Origin of the sequence: Paenibacillus sp. S25 (assembly GCF_019454085.1) — a bacterium.
GTDB lineage: Bacteria > Bacillota > Bacilli > Paenibacillales > Paenibacillaceae > Paenibacillus > Paenibacillus polymyxa_B.
Map to the genome: position 1 here is coordinate 5929853 of NZ_CP073683.1, position 18068 is coordinate 5947920.

The window sequence follows — 18068 nt, forward strand, 5'->3', positions numbered from 1 at the left end:
AATTATTCTTCAGTCACCTGTACTTTCAGCGTAGCTTTGACCTCAGGATGAAGCTTAACGGTCATTTGAGTCACGCCCAACGTACGAATCGGTTCTTCCAGCTCAATTTTACGTTTGTCCAGCTTGATGCCAGTTTTAGCTACTGCCTCCGCGATTTGCTTGCTTGTAATCGCGCCGAACAGCCGTCCACCTTCACCAGCCTTCGCCTTGAGCTGAACCGTTGTCTCTTCCAGCTTTTTGCCGAGCGCTTGAGCCTCTTCCTTTTCCTCTTGCTTGCGCTTTTCCTCAGCAGCATTCTGATTTTCCAGCGTCTTCATATTTCCTTCTGTCGCTGGACGGGCAACACCACGCGGCAACAGGAAATTCGCTGCATAACCGTCCGACACTTCCTTAATTTGCCCCTTCTTGCCTTGGCCCTTCATATCTTTAATGAATATCACTTTCATTCAAATAACCCCTCTTCCCCATCAATTTCGGCCAGCACGTCGACCACTCTGCGCTTAGCTTCCTCCAGCGGGCAATCCAGCTGAACCGCCGCATTCGTCAGATGTCCTCCGCCGCCTAGCCGTTCCATGACGACCTGTACGTTCATGCGTCCGAGTGAACGGGCGCTGATCCCCACCAGGCCGTCAGGACGTTCACTGACCACAAAGGAGGCCAGTACATCCGTCATATTGAGTAATGAATCCGCCACCTGAGCAATCAGGAGCTGCGGTATTTTCTGTCCGGGCTCAGTTACCGCAAATGCGATATGCCCATATATCATTTTAGCATGCTTAATAATTTCCGCCTTAGCAATATATTCATCCAGGTCCTCTTTTAACATGCGCTGGATCATAACTGTATCTGCCCCGCTACGCCGTAAAAAGCCGGCTGCCTCGAATGTACGCGAGCCTGTATGCAGGGAAAAATGCTTGGTATCCACCGTAATCCCCGCCAGCAGTGATGTTGCCTCCAGCGGTGTCAGTTGGACCTTCTCATGGATATATTGCAGCAGCTCGGTCACCAGCTCACAGGCCGATGACGCATATGGCTCCAAGTAGATCAGAACCGAATCGTTAATAAATTCCTCGCCCCGACGATGGTGGTCCACAACAACCACCCGGCTGGCCGTCTGCACCAGTCGAGGCTCAATCGTCATCGAGGCCTTGTGCGTATCCACCACGACCAGCAGACTGTGTTCAGTCATCAGCTGGAGCGACTGCTCCGGCGTCATGAGCGCTTGCGACAACTTCTCATCCTTGTTTACCTGCTCCATCATTCGGTCGATAGACGGATTTGATTTATCCAGCACAATATGTGCCTCTACATTGTAGAGAGCCGCAGCCTTCCATACACCGATGGCCGCTCCCAATGCATCCATGTCCGGTATTTTGTGTCCCATAATCAGCACGCGGTCGCTCTCCTGCATCAGATCACGCAACGCATGTGCAATGACTCGGGCTCGTACCCTGGTACGCTTCTCGACAGCATTGGACTTGCCTCCATAAAAGGACAGGCGTTGTCCCGCCTTCACTGCTGCCTGATCGCCCCCACGTCCAAGCGCCATATCTAGACTGGATTGGGCCAGCTCGCCTAGCTCCTTGATGCTCTCTGCACCGAAGGACAAGCCAATACTTAGTGTCATTGGTACTTTTAAATCCGCCGTCATTTCCCTTACGGTATCCAGAATGACGAATCGACTTTGCTCCAGCTCCTGGAGGGCTTTATGATTTAGCATAATGAGATAACGCTCAGAAGATAATCGACGCAAATAAATATTGTACTGATTAGCCCAGGATGTAATCTCGCTTGACACCTTCGCAATAAGCGCGGTGCGCTGCTGATCGTCCATTCCCTGAGCAGCCTCGTCCATATTATCGAGCATGACGATACCGAGCGCCAACCGCTCGTTTTCATACTGCTTGCGTAGCACCGCCAACTCCGTTACTTCATACAAATATATCAGACGCTCATCGGGCACGATCAGAAACTGATAATGACGCTCATCATGCTGTAGCTCCACCTTCAGCTCACGAGCAGGCTCCTTTGTTTCCTTCTTGGTGCTTAGAGCACCTGCGAGTTGAGGAAACAAATCTTGAAGAGACTCACCAATCAGCGATTGCTCCTCGAACATCTCCCCGGCAAACCGATTGTGCCATTCTACCGTTCGATTTTCACTGTATAAAATGATGCCGAACGGCAATGTACTAATCGCTTCCCCTTCCACCCGCTTGATTCGGAAGGAAAGACCGCTGATATATTGATTCAGTTCCCGACGAAAATCCAATTCCGTCTTCAGCATCAGCCCGCCGAGCAAGAATGACAGCAGCAGTCCTATCACACCCAGTTCCCAGTTGTACATGGAAATACATATGACAAGCACCAGCAGCAGTAAAAACGCCCAGACCGTCTGATAGCCGTGCCAGCGTTTTTGTAGAAATTTAGGCATGACTGTTCACCCTATTTCTTTGATCTAGTAATAGCTTCACGCAGCGGAAAGGCCAAATCAATAATACCTATAATGCGGAGCGGCTGGAACACCAGAACGACGAGCGACAGCAGCAACGCAATCACCGGGCTCATTTTACGGCTATGCGTCCAGAAGTATACAAAACCAATCGTCTGGATAATAAAACATGCATGAATCAGCGGTAGCATACTAATGGAAACCATTTGAATCCAGCTGCTATCGGAAGACCCTGCTATCCATTCAATTACAATTGCCAGCAGATAATACCAGATCAGCGCGCGCGGTAGCCTCCACTCGCGGGCAGGCTTCATTTTGCGTACCGGTACATCGAGACTGCTCAATGCCGGACGTGCCAAAGCATGCGTAATCACCGCCAATATGAACGAGGTCATGATCAGCACATACGGAATTTTTCCAATCAGCATTGTGCCGAGTTTCTGCGTATCCTCTGCCGTCCAATTCATGTTTGAAAACATCGGATTAGCACTCAAAACCTGCTGTACTATACTTGCCGATATCGCAGCCTGATCACGAAGGTACTGCGAAAGATCAAACCCAAAGGAATACGTAGCGATAAACAGAACAACCAACAACTCGGCTAAAATAATGCCCATTCCGGTCATCAACGCCTGAAAAGCAGGTCCTCCCTTTTTATATATCCGTCCCATCATTATTGAAGGAATCAGAAAGTAAATCGCAGGGAGCAGCGAATACACATCGAGTAGCGCTATAATTAACAGCACCGGTATGACGTGAACCAGAAATCCTTTGAAAGGCAGCGATGAAAACAATACAGCGCCAGGCACAATCAGCAAAAATACGGTAATGATTCTTAATGGTGTCAATAGAGTCAGCAGCAGAAGCAAATAAATGACGCTCCATGCTACAGTTGCCAAGCGGAATTTCAACGTTTTCACCTCTTACGCATATGTTCTTCCAGTGCGGAAATGTCCTGATACCAATCCTCCAGCTGGTGTCCTTCTTTTCTGTGCTTTCTTAGCTTGTCGATGAGTAGATCATCCAATTCACGGTAAGACACTCCAAGGCGCCTTCCCAAAATATAACTGCTCATCACCAAACTCGCCAAACAATCACCAATGCGGGCTGTACTGCCTTCCCACATCGCCTTAAACAGACGGGAGACTTGGTCAAGCACCTCTGTTTTAAGCCATTCAATAACCTTGGCTCGTTTAACTACATCCATTTCTTTAGGCATATGATGAAGAGTCACACCCCTCTGAAAAAGCTTTATTCTCCATTATAGCATATCCTATTCTGAAAATAACTGTTACCCCATAGGGTAAATCGTTATTTTCGGAGCAGCTCTGCTGCTTATTTTAGCTTGAAGTATTAAGCGATTCCCTGGATACAAATTTTTCACAATACTCAATAATCTGGCTGCGACGTACAATGCCAATAAACCGTTCCATATCATCCACAACGGGCACAAAGTTCTGTACCTTAGCCAAATTAATTAAATCCTCCATGTTCGCGTCAATGGATACGGGCTTCATCGTAACCCGCAACGGAACGTCCTTAAGCATAAACTTAGAAGCGTTTTCAAAGGTGATTTTCCCCTCGGACTCTTTCATATGCCACAGCAGATCACCTTCTGTAACTGTACCTGTATATCTACCTTCCTTATCCAAAATAGGAACTGCTGTAAAACGGTGATATTCCATCCGTTCCAACGTTTGCCGTAAAGTAGCATCCGCCGTTACACAAGCAACTTCCTGTTTGGGAAGCAAGAAAAAAGCGATGTTCATGAGAAACGAATCCCCCTCAAAATCAAATATAAATCAATTGATTAGTCACTGAATGTCCTGCTTGTCGGGAAGCCTCAGCGTCTGCGGGGTTGTATCGGAATCTAGCCAGTTCGCAATCATAAGTCTGGCATATTCAAGTTCCTGTTCATTAGCCCGGTCATAATACAGGCCCTTCTTCTTGAACCCTTCCCCCGTAATCGTAAAACTTGAAATTTGTGGATTCCCCTGCGAAATAGCCTGCTTGCCAAGCCCAGTAATAAAAGTAGGTTCCATATCGGTTTTGAAATTGGCTCCCATAATATCGAGCAACTCCGGGATTTTGGTAATTCCGTTGATATTCAGTAACTTATCCGCCATAGCGTTCAAGAAAATTTGCTGCCGTTTTGTGCGGTTGAAGTCGCTATCTTCCCGATATCTAACATAATACATGGCTTCCTCACCATTATAAAGCGGCTTGCCCGCCTCAATACGGAACTTGATATGCAGCGGGTTCTTATTCTCAATGGGCTTGTCGATGGGAAGCACAACTCCACCCACTGCGTTCACCGCCTCCTGAATACCCTGGAAATTAATCGTAGCATAATAATCGGCCTTATGCTCCATCAACTTCTCTACTGTAGCCATGGACATATCTGCGCCTCCGAACGCATAAGCATGCCCCAACTTATCAAAATCATCCTCGCCATCGCGATTCGGATCATGTCCAACAATCTGTACGTACGTATCCCTTGGAATGGAAATCAAAAGCACACGCGATTCTGCGGGCCGTACTACTGCATACATAACCGTATCTGAACGACCACGGGCCTTTTCATTTGGCCTTTCATCTGTACCCAGTAACAGCACCGAAAAAGGTTCCTTACGGTAAGCTACTGTCTCTTGCTGTTGCTGTTCCCCGGATTGTCGCGGTTGATAGGATTTCTCCAGCTTGCTTTCCAACGTCGGTGATACAAACCACTCAAAAGCCACCAGTGTCAGCTGTTTGCGGAATAGGTAGCCTCCCACTGCAATCAAAAATAAAACAATACATGAAATATATAGAGCGGTAAACCTCTTTTTCTTTTTGGGCTTTCCACTGGTCCTTCTCTTATGTCTTCTCTCCATAACAGGTACCTTCCTTCTTTCCGTCACAAATCCCATCTCTTCATTAAACCGAATTGGTCCCTCATGAAGCGAAAACTTCCCCTCAAAGCATAAAAGGTCTGCTACCTTGTTGTCAAAAGTATCATGGCGTGGTCAGCTTCTCAAATTCATACCAAAAAAGGCTTCGACCTCACGGTCAAAGCCCAAATTCATGTTTATATTCGTATCCTATGTAGCTTTCAAAATCATTTTTCACCTTAATGTGGAGCCAGTTTCACCAAATTTTGCAGTCGCACCGGGAAAGAAGTCGACAGGGCAAAACCATAATCGAACAACCTCCGGGTCTGCTCAAAACGCTCCTCCTTGCTCGGTGCACCCAGCACCACAGCAACTAGCCGTCTTCCATGCTGCTCAGCTGTACCCGTGAAGCAGTATCCAGCATCGCTTGTGTACCCTGCTTTCAGTCCGTCCGTTCCCGCGTAAGAGTACGGTCCAGCCAAGGAAGGCAGCATCCAGTTCGTATTACTAATGTAGATGCCTTTATCTTTCAACTCCATCTGTGTACGGCTGGACGTTCTCAAAATCTCCGGGTGTGACGTAATCAAATAGGAGGCCAACTTCGCCGTGTCGCTTGCTGTCATTTTCGTTTCTCCCCGAATATCCTCAGGGTGATTTGGCCCCAATTCACTCTGACCTGCCCCAGAGGCATTGCTGAAGCGACTATCGGATGACAACCCGATTTGGGCAGCTTTTCCATTCATACGCTTCACAAAAGCTGATTCATTCCCTGCTGAACGCTCCGCTAACGCGACAGCGGCATCATTCGCTGAATACACAACCATACTCTGGAACAATTCGGATACGGTCATCCTTTCACCATACCGGAGGGACAGATTTACACCGCCCACCGTACTCGCGTAACGGCTAATTCGCACTTCATCATTCCAGCCTAACCGTCCGGCCCGAATATCCTCCAGCACCAATAGCTCAGTCATGAGCTTAGACATATTTGCGGAAGGCATAGGCGTATCGCCGTTCACATCCATCAGTAATTCCCCAGTATGCATGTCCATCAGCACCGCAGCCTCTGCATCCACATTCGGCTTTCCGATCAACAGTCGGGGTCCAAGCGTAATAAAAATCAATATAATAAGTACCGGGACGACAATAGCCCAACGTAACCAATGTTTTTTCATCATCGTAATAACCTCCATACTTTATTAGACGATGAAAAATCCATTTTGTCTGCAATTTTTCGAAAAAAAGATACAATTTTTTTACCTTTTTTATTTCACGACAAAATATCCGTCAATGCTGCTTTCAGAATGACGGATATTTTGCTTCCTAATTATTATATTTTAGGCAAAATGACAGGCTACAAAATGCTGATCGCCCGCATCGCGGTATACCGGAATCTCTGTTTTACAACGTGCTTCTGCCATAGGACAACGTGTATGAAACTTGCATCCTGAAGGCGGATTGGCCGGAGATGGGATGTCTCCTTTCAACACAATCCGTTGTCTCTTGATCGTGGGATCAGGAATCGGTACTGCCGATAGCAGCGCCTTCGTGTACGGATGAAGCGGATTACTGAACAGTTCCTCCTTGGAGGAAAGCTCTACCATTGAACCTAAATACATCACACCAATCCGGCTACACAGATGCTCGACTACACTTAGATCATGCGAGATGAACAGATAGGTCAATTGGCGTTCCTGCTGCAAATCACTTAACAAGTTAATAATCTGGGCCTGAATAGACACATCTAGAGCAGATACCGGCTCATCAGCCACAATAAAATCAGGATTCAAAATCAAAGCCCTTGCAATCCCGATCCGCTGACGCTGGCCGCCAGAGAACTCATGCGGATACCGATCATAATGATACGAGGACAGCCCACAAATATTCAGCGTTTCATTGACCCTCTTCCGCAGCTCACTACGATCAATCAACCCGTGATCCAGCAACGCCTCACCAATGGCTTCGCCGACCTTAATTCTCGGATTCAGTGAGCTAAAAGGGTCCTGAAAGACGATTTGCAACTTCGGACGAAGCGCACGAATCTGCTCTTTGTTTAACGCGTGCAAGTCTTCGCCTTTGTATCGTACCGATCCCTCGGTCTTATCCATCAATCTGAGAATCGTACGTCCAATCGTACTTTTGCCACAACCCGATTCTCCTACCAGACCGAAGGATTCACCCTTATGAATGTTAAAGGATACATCATCGACTGCTTTCACATGTCCGACAGTACGCTGAAAAATCCCGCCTGTGATCGGGAAATACTTTTTCAACCCTTCCACTTGAATCAAAGGCTCGCTCATATCCGTTGCCCTCCTTCTTTCTCATATAGCCAGCAGGCAACCTTATGACCATTCTCCTTTTCATTCAAAGGAGGAGCCTGATCCTTGCAGATTTGCATACAGTGGGAGCACCGATCATGGAAATGACAATTTTCCCCCAACTCAATTGGGTTTGGAACCTGTCCTGGGATGGAATACAGTCGATCCATTTTCTGATTAATGACGGGCTTCGCCTTTAATAAGCCTTGAGTATATGGATGCTGCGGATTTTTAAACAGCTCAATGACAGGCGCCTCTTCAATGACGTTTCCAGCATACATAACGACCACATAATCAGCCATTTCTGCCACGACACCCAAGTCGTGGGTGATGAGCATAATGGACGTTTTAAGCTTATCCTTCAAATCCCGCATTAAATCCAGAATCTGTGCCTGAATCGTAACATCCAGTGCCGTTGTTGGTTCATCCGCAATCAATAACTTCGGATTACAGCTTAATGCGATGGCAATCATGATCCGCTGGCGCATACCGCCACTCAATTCATGAGGATAGGAATGAAATATTTCTTCCGATCGTGAAATCCCCACCAAATTAATCAGCTCAATTGCCCGAGCATGTGCTTCTCTTTTACTCATTAATGTATGCATCAGCAACGGCTCCGTGATCTGTTCCCCAATCGTAAGCACGGGATTCAGAGAAGACATCGGCTCCTGAAAAATAATCGAGATGTCATTGCCGCGAATTTGCTGCATTTGACCCTTATTGAGTTTTAGAAGGTCCTTGCCCTCAAACCAGATTTGTCCGTCTGAGGTGTGGGGAGAATCAATCAACCGCATCATCGTCATCGCTGTTACACTCTTACCGCAGCCAGATTCTCCTACCACACAGAGCGTTTCACCCTCACGAATTTTAAAACTGACGTCATTGACCGCTTTGACAGTTCCGTTAGAGGTATGAAAGTGGGTTTTCAGGTTACGAAATTCAATCAAAGCATTTTCCATAAACGTTCGTCTCCTACTTCTTCATTTTAGGGTCCAGCGCATCACGCAAACCGTCGCCAATTAGGTTAATTGCTACAACTGTAATTAGAATACACATTCCCGGTGGGACCCATATCCAAGGCCGTTTGCGGAAGTCAATTAGGTTATTTGCAGCCGATATCATGTTCCCCCACGAAGGTGTGGGCGGCACAACGCCGATTCCCAAGTAACTGAGCGCAGATTCTGTAATAATCGCACCCGCTACTCCAAGCGTAGCCGTAACAATAATGGTAGGAATCGTGTTCGGCAGCAAATGTCGGAATATTTTGCGACGGTCTCTCAAGCCTAGCGCTTCCGTCGCCTGCATAAACTCCTGTTCACGCAGCGTAAGAATCTGCCCCCTGACCAGACGAGACAAGCTAGTCCAGCTCAAGACCCCGATAATGAGCATCAGAAAATAAATGCGATTCGACGGATCGACCTTCAAATCCGACAGAACAGCACCTAAAATAATAAGCAGCGGTAATGTAGGGAGTGCCATGAAAATATCGGCAATCCGCATAATAACCGTATCCACGCCTTTACGATAAAACCCTGCCAGCGCACCCAACGTTGCTCCGATCATGACCGAAATAAACGTGGCGACTAGTCCCACCGTCAAGGAAATACGGCCGGCCAGCATCGTACGCAGCAAAATATCTCTACCAAACTTATCTGTACCAAGCCAGTACTTAGCATTAGGCGATAAATTTTTGTCAGCTAGCTTGTAATCATCTAAATGATAAGGTGAAATCATCGGTCCAAATATACAAATGATAACCATCAGAATTAATATAACGAGACCAGCCAAAGCCAGACGGTTTTGGTTAAAACGGCGAACGGCGATTCTCCATGGAGACGCTTCAGGACGGATCGCCGCCTTTTGATTCGTTTCAATCGTGACTGTTTCTGCGGACAATAGTATCCCTCCTACTTCAAGCGAATTCTTGGATCTGCCATGCCATACAATACATCAGAGAGCAAATTACCGATAAGCGTAAGCAACGCTAAGAAAATCGTGAAGCCCAACATAAACGGATAATCCCGCATACTAATCGACTCCAGATAGACCTGACCCACACCCGGCCACACAAATACCTTCTCCAGAATCATCGCCCCACCAAATAAGGCCGGAAGCTCGAAGCCAAGTAGTGTGATGGCTGGAATCAGTGCATTGCGCAGTGCGTGCTTGAAAATAACCGTACGTTCCTTCAACCCTTTGGCGCGTGCGGTACGAATATAATCCTGACGAATGACCTCCAACATGCCTGTACGGAAATACCGGGTCAGACTTCCTGTGCTCAGCATCGTAAGTACGAGCGTCGGCAGGAACATATGCTTGAGAACATCCACCATATAAGCCCACGAGCCTGGCTCCATTCCTGCTGTGGTCATGCCCCCAACCGGGAGAATTCCCCACTCCAGGGCAAATATTTTGATGACCAATAGACCAATAAAAAATGAAGGTAGCGACATACATAAGAAAATGAATAATGTGACAAACTTATCGAATAACGAATATTGGAACTTGGCTGAAAATACCCCTGCAATAACCGCAATCAACCAGCTAAATATAAGACTAAAAAAAGCGATAATAAATGAGTTCCATACATAATTGCCAATGACCTTCGTTACCGGCTGCTTATGCTGTAATGAATCCCCCATATTCCCCTTTAACATATTACCGGCCCATATAAAATAGCGTTGGTACTCCGGTTTATCCAGCCCGTAGATATGTCGTAGCTGCTGCGCCTTTTCGGCCGTCATATTCGGGTTCTGCTTGGCTGTAATATAATCACCCGGCACCATGGCTGAAATCGCAAATACGATAATGGATATGCCAATAAGTGTGGGGATGAGTTGCAGCAGTCTTCGAATAATGTACTGCTTCATATTCATTCCTCCAGACGAATAAAGTGATATGCCCAGCTCGTGAGAGCTGAGCATACGATTGGCAACCCTTATTGAGCGATCTGAGCGTTATGCAGAGTGAACTCAAAATCTTTGTATGGCGTAATTTCTAAGCCAGATACACGTCCATTAACTGGCCACATATCTCTGCGTTGGTACATAAAAATAGTTGGTAGATCTTTGTTCAGCTCTTGATAGAGCTGTTTGTAAATCAATTTGCGTTTCTCTTGATCCAGCTCATGCTTACCAGCAACCGTTAGTTCATCGACCTTCTTATTGGAATAGCCGATATCATTTTGTGCACCATTCGAAATAAAAGTCGTTGTATCCGGGTCTGGTGTTAAGCCCCAAGCCGCGAAGAACATATCAAACTTGCCTGTGTCCTTTTTATCCATAATGGCGTTAAAATCTAAAGTTTCGGAAGTCAGCTTGATGCCTAGCTCCTTATAGTTATTGGACATGATCGGCAGTAAGGCCTCTACTACTGGATTATCAGCAGTTGCAGAGAAGTTAATGGTCAGCTTTTCGCCGTCCTTCTCACGGATTCCGTCAGCACCAACCTTCCAGCCTGCTTCATCCAGCAAAGCCTTCGCCTTAGCTGTATCAAATTCATATTTGTTGATACCTTCATCCGTATAAGACCAAGATTCTGTAGATTGTGGAATGTTAATAACATTCGCATATGGACCATACACGCCCTGCACAATCTCCTTACGGTTTAAGCCAATCGTTAGAGCCTGACGTACTTTAGGGTCCTTAAATTTCTTTTCCTTATGATTAAACGCAATATATCCATAGCCGTTTGTCGGCATAATATTCACGTCCAAGAAGCCCAACGCCTTTAATTCCTCTACATTGTCTTCAGTAACTGTGATGTTGTCCATGTCCGTTTCACCTGTTTGCAGCATAGACAGATTTGTTTCTTCTGTTGTTGTTTTGAAAATGACTGACTTCACTTTTGGTGCGCCTTTGAAGTAGTTTGGATTCGCATCAAATACGACTTGTTGACCCGGGGAGAAGCTCTTCAGTACATACTGACCAGAGCCGATCGGCTTATTATTAAGTGCCTTGATGCTGTCCAGGTTACCCTTTTTGAATCCTTTTCCATAATAAGCTTCTGGCATGAAGTATTGCTCACCCAGAAAATCCTTTGTATACGCTGTTGCTTCTGTAACGGTTACCTCTACTGTATTATCATCAATGACTTTGATACCAGAGATATCATTCGCCTTGCCATCGTGATACTCTTTACCGCCTTTAATCTTAAAAGATAATACATCTGTTTCTCCGTCATAATTTGGATCATGCAGTACCTTGAGGACAAAAGCATAATCCTTCACTGTTACTGGGGTACCGTCACTATACTTCACGCCTGGTTTCAGATGGAATGTATATTTTAGACCATCCGGCGATACATCAACCTTGTCAGCCAAGCTATTTTCATATGTACCATCCGCCTTCACCTGTAAGAAGGAATCAAATACTGTTCTGACTACATATAAATCGTAGGTCGTTTGCCAGAATAGCGGGTTAAATACCCCTTTAGGTGATGTCATACCTACTACAATGTTATCTTTCCGATTAGTCGCTCCGGGAGGATTTTGCGTCAGATCAGTCGCTTTAATAACGCCCTCCGTAACAGGCACACTTCCTTCATTTCCCTCTGTTTTATTGTCCGCATTGCCTTGCTGTGGCTGTGCCTCATTAGCACCTCCGCTACATCCTGCAAACAGAACACCAACGATCGTAAGCATCATAAGCAAAGAAACCCATTTCTTCGTCTGCATCATCCTGTTAATCCCCCTTAGTCGGTTCTTTATTTAACAGCCTGTCTCATTCCTGCGGTGATTCGTTAAAGCTTGAGGTTTGAAAATGAAGTTGCACATCCTCCTTACTGCCTTAATAGCGTAAACACGTGTTTTAGACCTCTGGTCAATTTCGTGCGCTAACAACCATTACATTTTTATTAAGGTTTATCTTAAGTGTAAAATAATATCACGTCAATATCTTTTTTTATGTAATATAAAAATGCAAAATATCTATTTATGTAAAGTTTATGAATTTTACTTGTGGAAAATGACAAAAAACAGGATTTCATGTAATATAAAATAACATTTAAGAAGGCCGAAATGTTTACTCTGGCGAGTTGGGGAGCTTGCAATTTCACAAGCCATTAAAAGGTATAGTATGGTTTATGGGTAAACATGGATTGTATTATTAGTAAGTTACAATAGATGGGACTTGTTGTCAATATAAAAAATCACGAAAAAAGACGCTCCCGGGATCGGGAACGTCTCTTTTTTCCATCCACTACTATTCAGTAGTGTAAGGAAGCAATGCGATTTGACGGGAACGTTTAACAGCGATTGTCAACATACGTTGATATTTCGCACTTGTTCCAGTCACACGACGAGGAAGAATTTTTCCACGTTCGCTGATGAATTTTTTAAGCAGGTCTGTATCTTTATAGTCAATGTGAGTAATTTTGTTCACAGTGAAGAAACATACTTTACGACGTTTGTTGCGACCACCACGACGAGCTGGTCTTTTGTTATCGTCTCCGCCTTCTCTTTGTCTGAAGCCCATTCTTTGTCAGTCCTTTCCCAATTAAAATGGTAAATCATCATCCGAAATATCGATCGGTTTTCCGTCATCGGAAAAAGGATCCTGATTGTTTCGCGAGTTATTATTCCCGCGTCCACTATTGCTGTTACCGCCTCCGAAAGGAGACTCCTCACGCGCAGCTCCACCGCTATTGCCGCCACCGTTACCGCCATCGCGGTTAGATTCCAAGAAACGCACATTATCAGCTACAATTTCAGTCACGTATACACGTTTTCCTTCATTGTTCTCATAATTACGCACCTGAACACGGCCTTCAACAGCCGTTAAACGACCTTTGCGAAGATAGTTAGCGCATGTTTCAGCAAGCTGACGCCAGGTTACGATCGGCAAGAAATCCGCTTCCCGTTCGCCGCCTTGACTCGTAAACGGACGGTCTACAGCCAGGGTGAACTGGGTTACTGCTACACCAGACGGTGTATAGCGCAGCTCTGGATCTTTGGTCAAACGACCGATCAGAATGACACGGTTCAACAATCCAATCCCCTCCTTTGAGCGTTGTTCATTACATAATCACGTACAATAATTAAGCTACGTCGTTCGTAATGAGATAACGAATTACTTCGTCAGAAATTTTCATGATACGCTCAAGCTCAGTAACAACAGCAGGTTCTGCTGTGAAGTTTACCAGAACGAAAGAACCATCACGGAATTTCTTGATCTCATACGCAAGACGGCGTTTAGTTACATCGTGACTCGTAATTTCGCCACCGCCGTTAGAGATGATACCTTGGAATTTATCGACTGTCGCTTGAACAGCTTCTTGTTCAATGTCAGGACGAATAATATACATCGCTTCATATTTGCGCATTCTTTACACCTCCTTATGGACATAAGGCCCTCAATCTCAGTTGAGAGCAAGGAACGAGCCTAAGCTCGCACTAAAACAGTTTACCAAATCCAACAACTGAATGCAACCTACAAATTCAATACACAAGCCTAAAACGGCTAAAAACACTGCATATCATCATGCTTTATACAATTTTATAGAACATCAAAAATTTCGCATATATAAAGGAAATCATTTGATTCACTCACTATCTGTATACCCGGTTTCGCATGTTTCTGTTCAAGACAGCGCACAATAACCGTTGCAGTCCAAATTCATTTATCTAAGGAGGCACAACCGTATGGGTGAAAAGACTGAGTTCGAACCAGGGGATAAGGTCCCAAACGACGGCGTATACATGGAGGTCGGAGAAAAGAGCTTCCATACTGAAATCCAAAACCCGCAGCAAGTAACGCTGGAAAGAGGCGACTCTTTTCCAGAGACCACCAACCATAATCGCAAATGGAAGAAAAAAACGAAAGCTCGTGTCCACTAATGTATATTTCCTCGCTATCCTGGCCATATTATGATTAGGCGGTACAACAGAGAGGTGTGGTTCCGTTGGACGACGTAGCCGGACAGACTGTTAGGAGATCCATTCCGGGCATTAGAAGCGTTAGGTTTGTGTAAAAGGACACTGTCTTTTCAACACGGTATTGCTTGTCAGTACACCGAGTTTCATGATGTGATTGGACAGATCGTATCCTGTTAAAAATGTATCGCCTACGATGGAGGACCTTTGTGGTCCTCCTTTGTTGCATTATCGGACTTTTTGCATATACTGGTAAAATGCAGATTAATTCAGCTCCTTCTGCTAGAATATATCCAAGTACAAAGACCTACTATCTACGGAGGTTTAAAGATGAGCTATTCTCGAATATTAAAGTGGATATCAGGTATATTCGAATTGGTGCTTGCCGTACCGATTGTGGGGGGAGCTATTGTCATGGGGACCGGCTACTCGGCTCTGGGATTTATGCTTGTCCTGCATGCAGTAACACTTATCCTGTCGTTACGCAATCAGGAGGCGATCTACGGCTCTGTATGGGGGGTACTCACTTCTTTGCTGGCCTGGATACCCTTTGTAGGCTGGGCTCTCCATTTGATTGCAGCGATCCTTCTGATGATCTCTGGCTCAAAAAAAACAAAACGCTATCACTACCCGCCTAACCAGCTATAACAAAAGAGTGCTCCTAACGGCAATGTTTCTCTGCTGTCAGGAGCATTTTTTTGTTATCACGCCTTATTCATCCCCCAATAGACTCTTAATCATTTCTTCCATCTTACCTTCTTGGTTTATCTTAGTCTTTTCACTTATCACAGTCTGTTGACCTTTTATTCACAAACAAAAAATCCCCTACGTCACAGACGTAAGAGATTGGTTTATTAAATGAAGTTAGTGGCGGAAAGAGTGGGAGTCGAACCCACGCACGCCTTGCGACGCCTAACTGATTTCGAGTCAGCCCCCTTAGACCTCTTGGGTACCTTTCCGCAGCAAGGATAATTATATCATCATTGCAACTGTGACGCAAGTTGATTCTGGTTCATCGCCATTCATCCTTCTTGGCTCAATTTGCTTCCGTGTTTTGCTCGTCGGCGTTGGCCTTTGATCGCAGCACTTTCTTCATATTCTTTTCGAACTTGGCACGCGGAATCAGCACACTATGCTGGCAACCGACACATTTGATTCGAATATCCATCCCCATGCGGATAATTTCCATTTCATTCGTTCCACACGGATGAGGCTTCTTCATCTGTACAATGTCCCCTAGTTCAAATGACTTACGCTCCACCCTTCTCTCCCCCTTTTCTTCCTTGCTCATCTTCTTTTTCTAGGGTTATCGCCGTCTCCAAGGCGGCCTGACGATGTTCCTCATCCTCTAGGGCCTTCTTGATGTTATTCTGAATATCACGCTCTACCACGGCCCCTGTATTTGGCATACATTCTGCCACAACACGCACAATATACTCTGAGGTAGTCATGGACTGAACCCCTAACACATCTGGTATATTAAGTATCTGTACATTGGACTCTTCAATGCCTTCGATTGCCTGTTTTACCAAACCAACTGCTTCCTCCAGGCTCCGCTCGGCCTTCATTGGCACATCCACTACCGCCAACGCGTTGGACATGGAGAAGTTCGTTACCGTTGTAATTGAGCCGTTTGGTAAAATGTACACCTCACCTTTCCAGCTCACCAGTCTGGTTGTACGCAGCCCGATCATTTCCACTGTACCCTTGAAAGTACCTGTCTGAATGACGTCTCCTACGGCAAATTGATCCTCAAAAATAATAAAGAATCCGGTAATTACATCCTTAACCAAGCTCTGTGCCCCAAAACCAACGGCTAATCCAAGCACTCCAGCTCCAGCAATCAGAGGGCCGAGATTAATACCCATTTGAGATAGCACCAGCATAATTAAGATGAAATTAAATACAATATTGGTTACATTTTTCAGCAGTTCCCCAACAGTCGTTAACCGCCTTGTATTCAATCGGAACCTGCCGTTATCTCCTTTTTGTTGCATCGACTTATCTATAATTTTATTAATAACTCGAATAAAGATACGTGTGATGATAAAAATAATCGCGATTTTCAAAATTACAAACAAAAAGGCCGACCACATCGCACTATCGGTAAGCCATTTCCATACAACATCCTTCCAGTGAATCGCACCTTTCACTACGTCATCGGTTTCTAAATTACCGGCCAACCAATGTATAAAGGTCATGCTGTATTCCTCCTTAAACAAGGGAACTACTCTTCCTGCTTCCCAAATTCTATTTCCTACTATATAAGCTTATCTACTGACTTTAAACATATGGCTATGAATAATCTACTTCCTTCGAGTATAAAAGCACAAGTTTATCCATATACTAGCTACTATCTTGAGAATAAATGTTACCCGCAGGCTAATTGTTATTCTCCAAGGTACAGCGAGCGCAACCTTCACACTCCATTACAGAGCGAAAGGAAGATTCCATGACTCATCCATCTGACTTCATTCCGGGGCAAGAACCCCTAAGCTTAAAAATATCACACACAGACCCCGGGATCCAATCAGCCATCATCCATCGTCTGCTGTTCCATCTGCATCAGGCGCCGAGTCTGCAAAATATCGTCATTATTTGCATCGGCACCGACCGTTCTACTGGAGATTGCCTGGGTCCGCTCGTAGGTACGCATTTATCACGCTACAAAAGCCCTCTGTTTAACCTATACGGTACATTAGAGGAGCCTGTACATGCTATGAACCTGCAAACGACGCTGAATAGCATACAAGCCCGATATGAACAGCCTTATATCATTGGTATAGATGCATGTCTTGGACAAACCTCCAGCGTTGGATGCATTCAGGTTTCAGATGGTCCTCTCAAGCCTGGGGCAGGTGTAAATAAAGAATTACCGCCGGTCGGCGATATCCATTTGACTGGTATCGTTAACGTCGGCGGCTTCATGGAATACTTCGTACTGCAAAATACGAGACTAAATTTGGTAATGAAATTATCAGATATCATTGCTGGCAGCCTATACTCCGCGATTAAGGAGTGGCATTACCGTTCTGTCCTGCTTGCTGCGCAAGAGTAACGGCTTCTTTTTCTTCAGGTGATAAGGAATAGGTGGATTGTCCCGCTTCTAGAGGCTTGGCATACACATATGAGCCATCTCGGTTATAAATGCCGGTTAAAACCATACCATCCTGATTGTCGTCTACAATAGCCAGAGAAAAGCTTAAATCGCTTCCTCTCTCACCAAAGGCATTATAGCGTTTGATACCTATATGTCCCTTCAAGCCAGTCAGTTTACTACGTAGTGATTTCATACTTGCACGATGGGTTTCCTGCTCATCCTCAATCGTATCCATCTGTACCTTCAAATCAATCAGCAGCGTTTCCAAATTCTCGACACCGCTGCCTGCCATCATGGTTTCATACTTTCGCCGCATCTTCTTCAGCTTTGCACCCTGCACGATAATAACAATCAACAAGATGAGCAAAATAAGCACGATCCCTGCAACGATTCCGGCAAGCTGTTCCATGATTAGTCCATTCAATTCAGCCATATGCTTGCTTCTACTCCT

21 protein-coding genes and 1 tRNA gene are annotated in these 18068 nt (G+C 45.3%); 3 read left to right on the top strand and 19 right to left on the bottom strand.

What is annotated here, in order from left to right:
* Positions 1–2: 2 nt before the first annotated feature.
* The 15 genes from rplI to rpsF form a co-directional block, all read right to left on the bottom strand.
* Positions 3–446: a 50S ribosomal protein L9 gene (gene rplI, locus KAI37_RS26055; RefSeq protein ID WP_013312788.1), complete on the bottom strand. Its 444-nt coding sequence runs from the start codon at positions 444–446 to the stop codon at positions 3–5.
* The gene (locus KAI37_RS26060) at positions 443–2431 is read right to left on the bottom strand and encodes a DHH family phosphoesterase (RefSeq protein WP_071644145.1); all 1989 of its coding nucleotides are present in this window, start codon (positions 2429–2431) and stop codon (positions 443–445) included. Before KAI37_RS26060 ends, rplI begins: the two co-directional genes overlap by 4 nt.
* Before the next feature lie 11 nt (positions 2432–2442).
* Positions 2443–3360 carry a DUF2232 domain-containing protein gene (locus tag KAI37_RS26065; protein WP_023991139.1) on the bottom strand — a complete coding sequence of 306 codons (918 nt, stop codon included), beginning with the start codon at positions 3358–3360 and terminating at the stop codon, positions 2443–2445.
* A 5-nt stretch (positions 3361–3365) separates the two neighbouring features.
* A complete protein-coding gene (locus tag KAI37_RS26070; RefSeq protein ID WP_013312791.1) occupies positions 3366–3668 on the bottom strand; it encodes a MazG-like family protein in 303 nt (100 codons plus the stop codon).
* Positions 3669–3789: 121 nt separating this feature from the next.
* Positions 3790–4218 carry a CBS domain-containing protein gene (locus KAI37_RS26075; RefSeq protein ID WP_013312792.1) on the bottom strand — a complete coding sequence of 143 codons (429 nt, stop codon included), beginning with the start codon at positions 4216–4218 and terminating at the stop codon, positions 3790–3792.
* Positions 4219–4263: 45 nt separating this feature from the next.
* Positions 4264–5322 carry an LCP family protein gene (locus KAI37_RS26080; protein WP_071644147.1) on the bottom strand — a complete coding sequence of 353 codons (1059 nt, stop codon included), beginning with the start codon at positions 5320–5322 and terminating at the stop codon, positions 4264–4266.
* A 236-nt stretch (positions 5323–5558) separates the two neighbouring features.
* Positions 5559–6500, bottom strand: coding sequence for a D-alanyl-D-alanine carboxypeptidase family protein (locus tag KAI37_RS26085; protein WP_023991141.1), 942 nt, complete (start codon positions 6498–6500; stop codon positions 5559–5561).
* 159 nt (positions 6501–6659) lie between these two features.
* Positions 6660–7625: an ABC transporter ATP-binding protein gene (locus tag KAI37_RS26090; protein WP_071644149.1), complete on the bottom strand. Its 966-nt coding sequence runs from the start codon at positions 7623–7625 to the stop codon at positions 6660–6662.
* The gene (locus tag KAI37_RS26095; RefSeq protein ID WP_025723142.1) at positions 7622–8605 is read right to left on the bottom strand and encodes an ABC transporter ATP-binding protein; all 984 of its coding nucleotides are present in this window, start codon (positions 8603–8605) and stop codon (positions 7622–7624) included. Before KAI37_RS26095 ends, KAI37_RS26090 begins: the two co-directional genes overlap by 4 nt.
* Before the next feature lie 13 nt (positions 8606–8618).
* Entirely contained in the window at positions 8619–9542 is a 924-nt protein-coding gene (gene opp4C / locus KAI37_RS26100; RefSeq protein ID WP_071644151.1) for an oligopeptide ABC transporter permease, read from the bottom strand.
* 11 nt (positions 9543–9553) lie between these two features.
* The gene (locus KAI37_RS26105; protein ID WP_023991143.1) at positions 9554–10516 is read right to left on the bottom strand and encodes an ABC transporter permease; all 963 of its coding nucleotides are present in this window, start codon (positions 10514–10516) and stop codon (positions 9554–9556) included.
* Between the two features lie 68 nt (positions 10517–10584).
* The gene (locus KAI37_RS26110; protein ID WP_071644153.1) at positions 10585–12324 is read right to left on the bottom strand and encodes an ABC transporter substrate-binding protein; all 1740 of its coding nucleotides are present in this window, start codon (positions 12322–12324) and stop codon (positions 10585–10587) included.
* A 523-nt stretch (positions 12325–12847) separates the two neighbouring features.
* A complete protein-coding gene (gene rpsR, locus KAI37_RS26115; protein ID WP_013312800.1) occupies positions 12848–13120 on the bottom strand; it encodes a 30S ribosomal protein S18 in 273 nt (90 codons plus the stop codon).
* 21 nt (positions 13121–13141) lie between these two features.
* Positions 13142–13633, bottom strand: a complete 492-nt coding sequence (gene ssb / locus KAI37_RS26120) for a single-stranded DNA-binding protein (RefSeq protein ID WP_013312801.1) — start codon at positions 13631–13633, stop codon at positions 13142–13144.
* 49 nt (positions 13634–13682) lie between these two features.
* On the bottom strand, positions 13683–13967 hold the full coding sequence (gene rpsF, locus KAI37_RS26125) for a 30S ribosomal protein S6 (RefSeq protein ID WP_013312802.1): 285 nt from the start codon (positions 13965–13967) through the stop codon (positions 13683–13685).
* Positions 13968–14286: 319 nt separating this feature from the next.
* Between rpsF and KAI37_RS26130 the strand changes: the two genes are divergently transcribed.
* Together KAI37_RS26130 and KAI37_RS26135 are read left to right on the top strand one after the other, a co-directional pair.
* Positions 14287–14481 carry a YjzC family protein gene (locus tag KAI37_RS26130; RefSeq protein ID WP_010346812.1) on the top strand — a complete coding sequence of 65 codons (195 nt, stop codon included), beginning with the start codon at positions 14287–14289 and terminating at the stop codon, positions 14479–14481.
* A 366-nt stretch (positions 14482–14847) separates the two neighbouring features.
* On the top strand, positions 14848–15165 hold the full coding sequence (locus KAI37_RS26135) for a hypothetical protein (protein ID WP_013312804.1): 318 nt from the start codon (positions 14848–14850) through the stop codon (positions 15163–15165).
* Between the two features lie 220 nt (positions 15166–15385).
* Here the strand turns inward: KAI37_RS26135 and KAI37_RS26140 are convergent.
* The 3 genes from KAI37_RS26140 to KAI37_RS26150 form a co-directional block, all read right to left on the bottom strand.
* Positions 15386–15476, bottom strand: a tRNA-Ser gene (locus KAI37_RS26140).
* A gap of 77 nt (positions 15477–15553) precedes the next feature.
* Positions 15554–15778, bottom strand: coding sequence for a DUF951 domain-containing protein (locus KAI37_RS26145; RefSeq protein WP_025723137.1), 225 nt, complete (start codon positions 15776–15778; stop codon positions 15554–15556).
* Positions 15768–16718, bottom strand: a complete 951-nt coding sequence (locus KAI37_RS26150; RefSeq protein WP_220030520.1) for a mechanosensitive ion channel family protein — start codon at positions 16716–16718, stop codon at positions 15768–15770. Before KAI37_RS26150 ends, KAI37_RS26145 begins: the two co-directional genes overlap by 11 nt.
* A gap of 251 nt (positions 16719–16969) precedes the next feature.
* Between KAI37_RS26150 and yyaC the strand changes: the two genes are divergently transcribed.
* A complete protein-coding gene (yyaC, locus tag KAI37_RS26155) occupies positions 16970–17575 on the top strand; it encodes a spore protease YyaC (protein WP_104497449.1) in 606 nt (201 codons plus the stop codon).
* Here yyaC and KAI37_RS26160 read toward each other — a convergent pair.
* Positions 17529–18050, bottom strand: a complete 522-nt coding sequence (locus KAI37_RS26160; protein WP_013312808.1) for a DUF4446 family protein — start codon at positions 18048–18050, stop codon at positions 17529–17531. The genes yyaC and KAI37_RS26160 overlap by 47 nt on opposite strands.
* Positions 18051–18068: the final 18 nt, after the last annotated feature.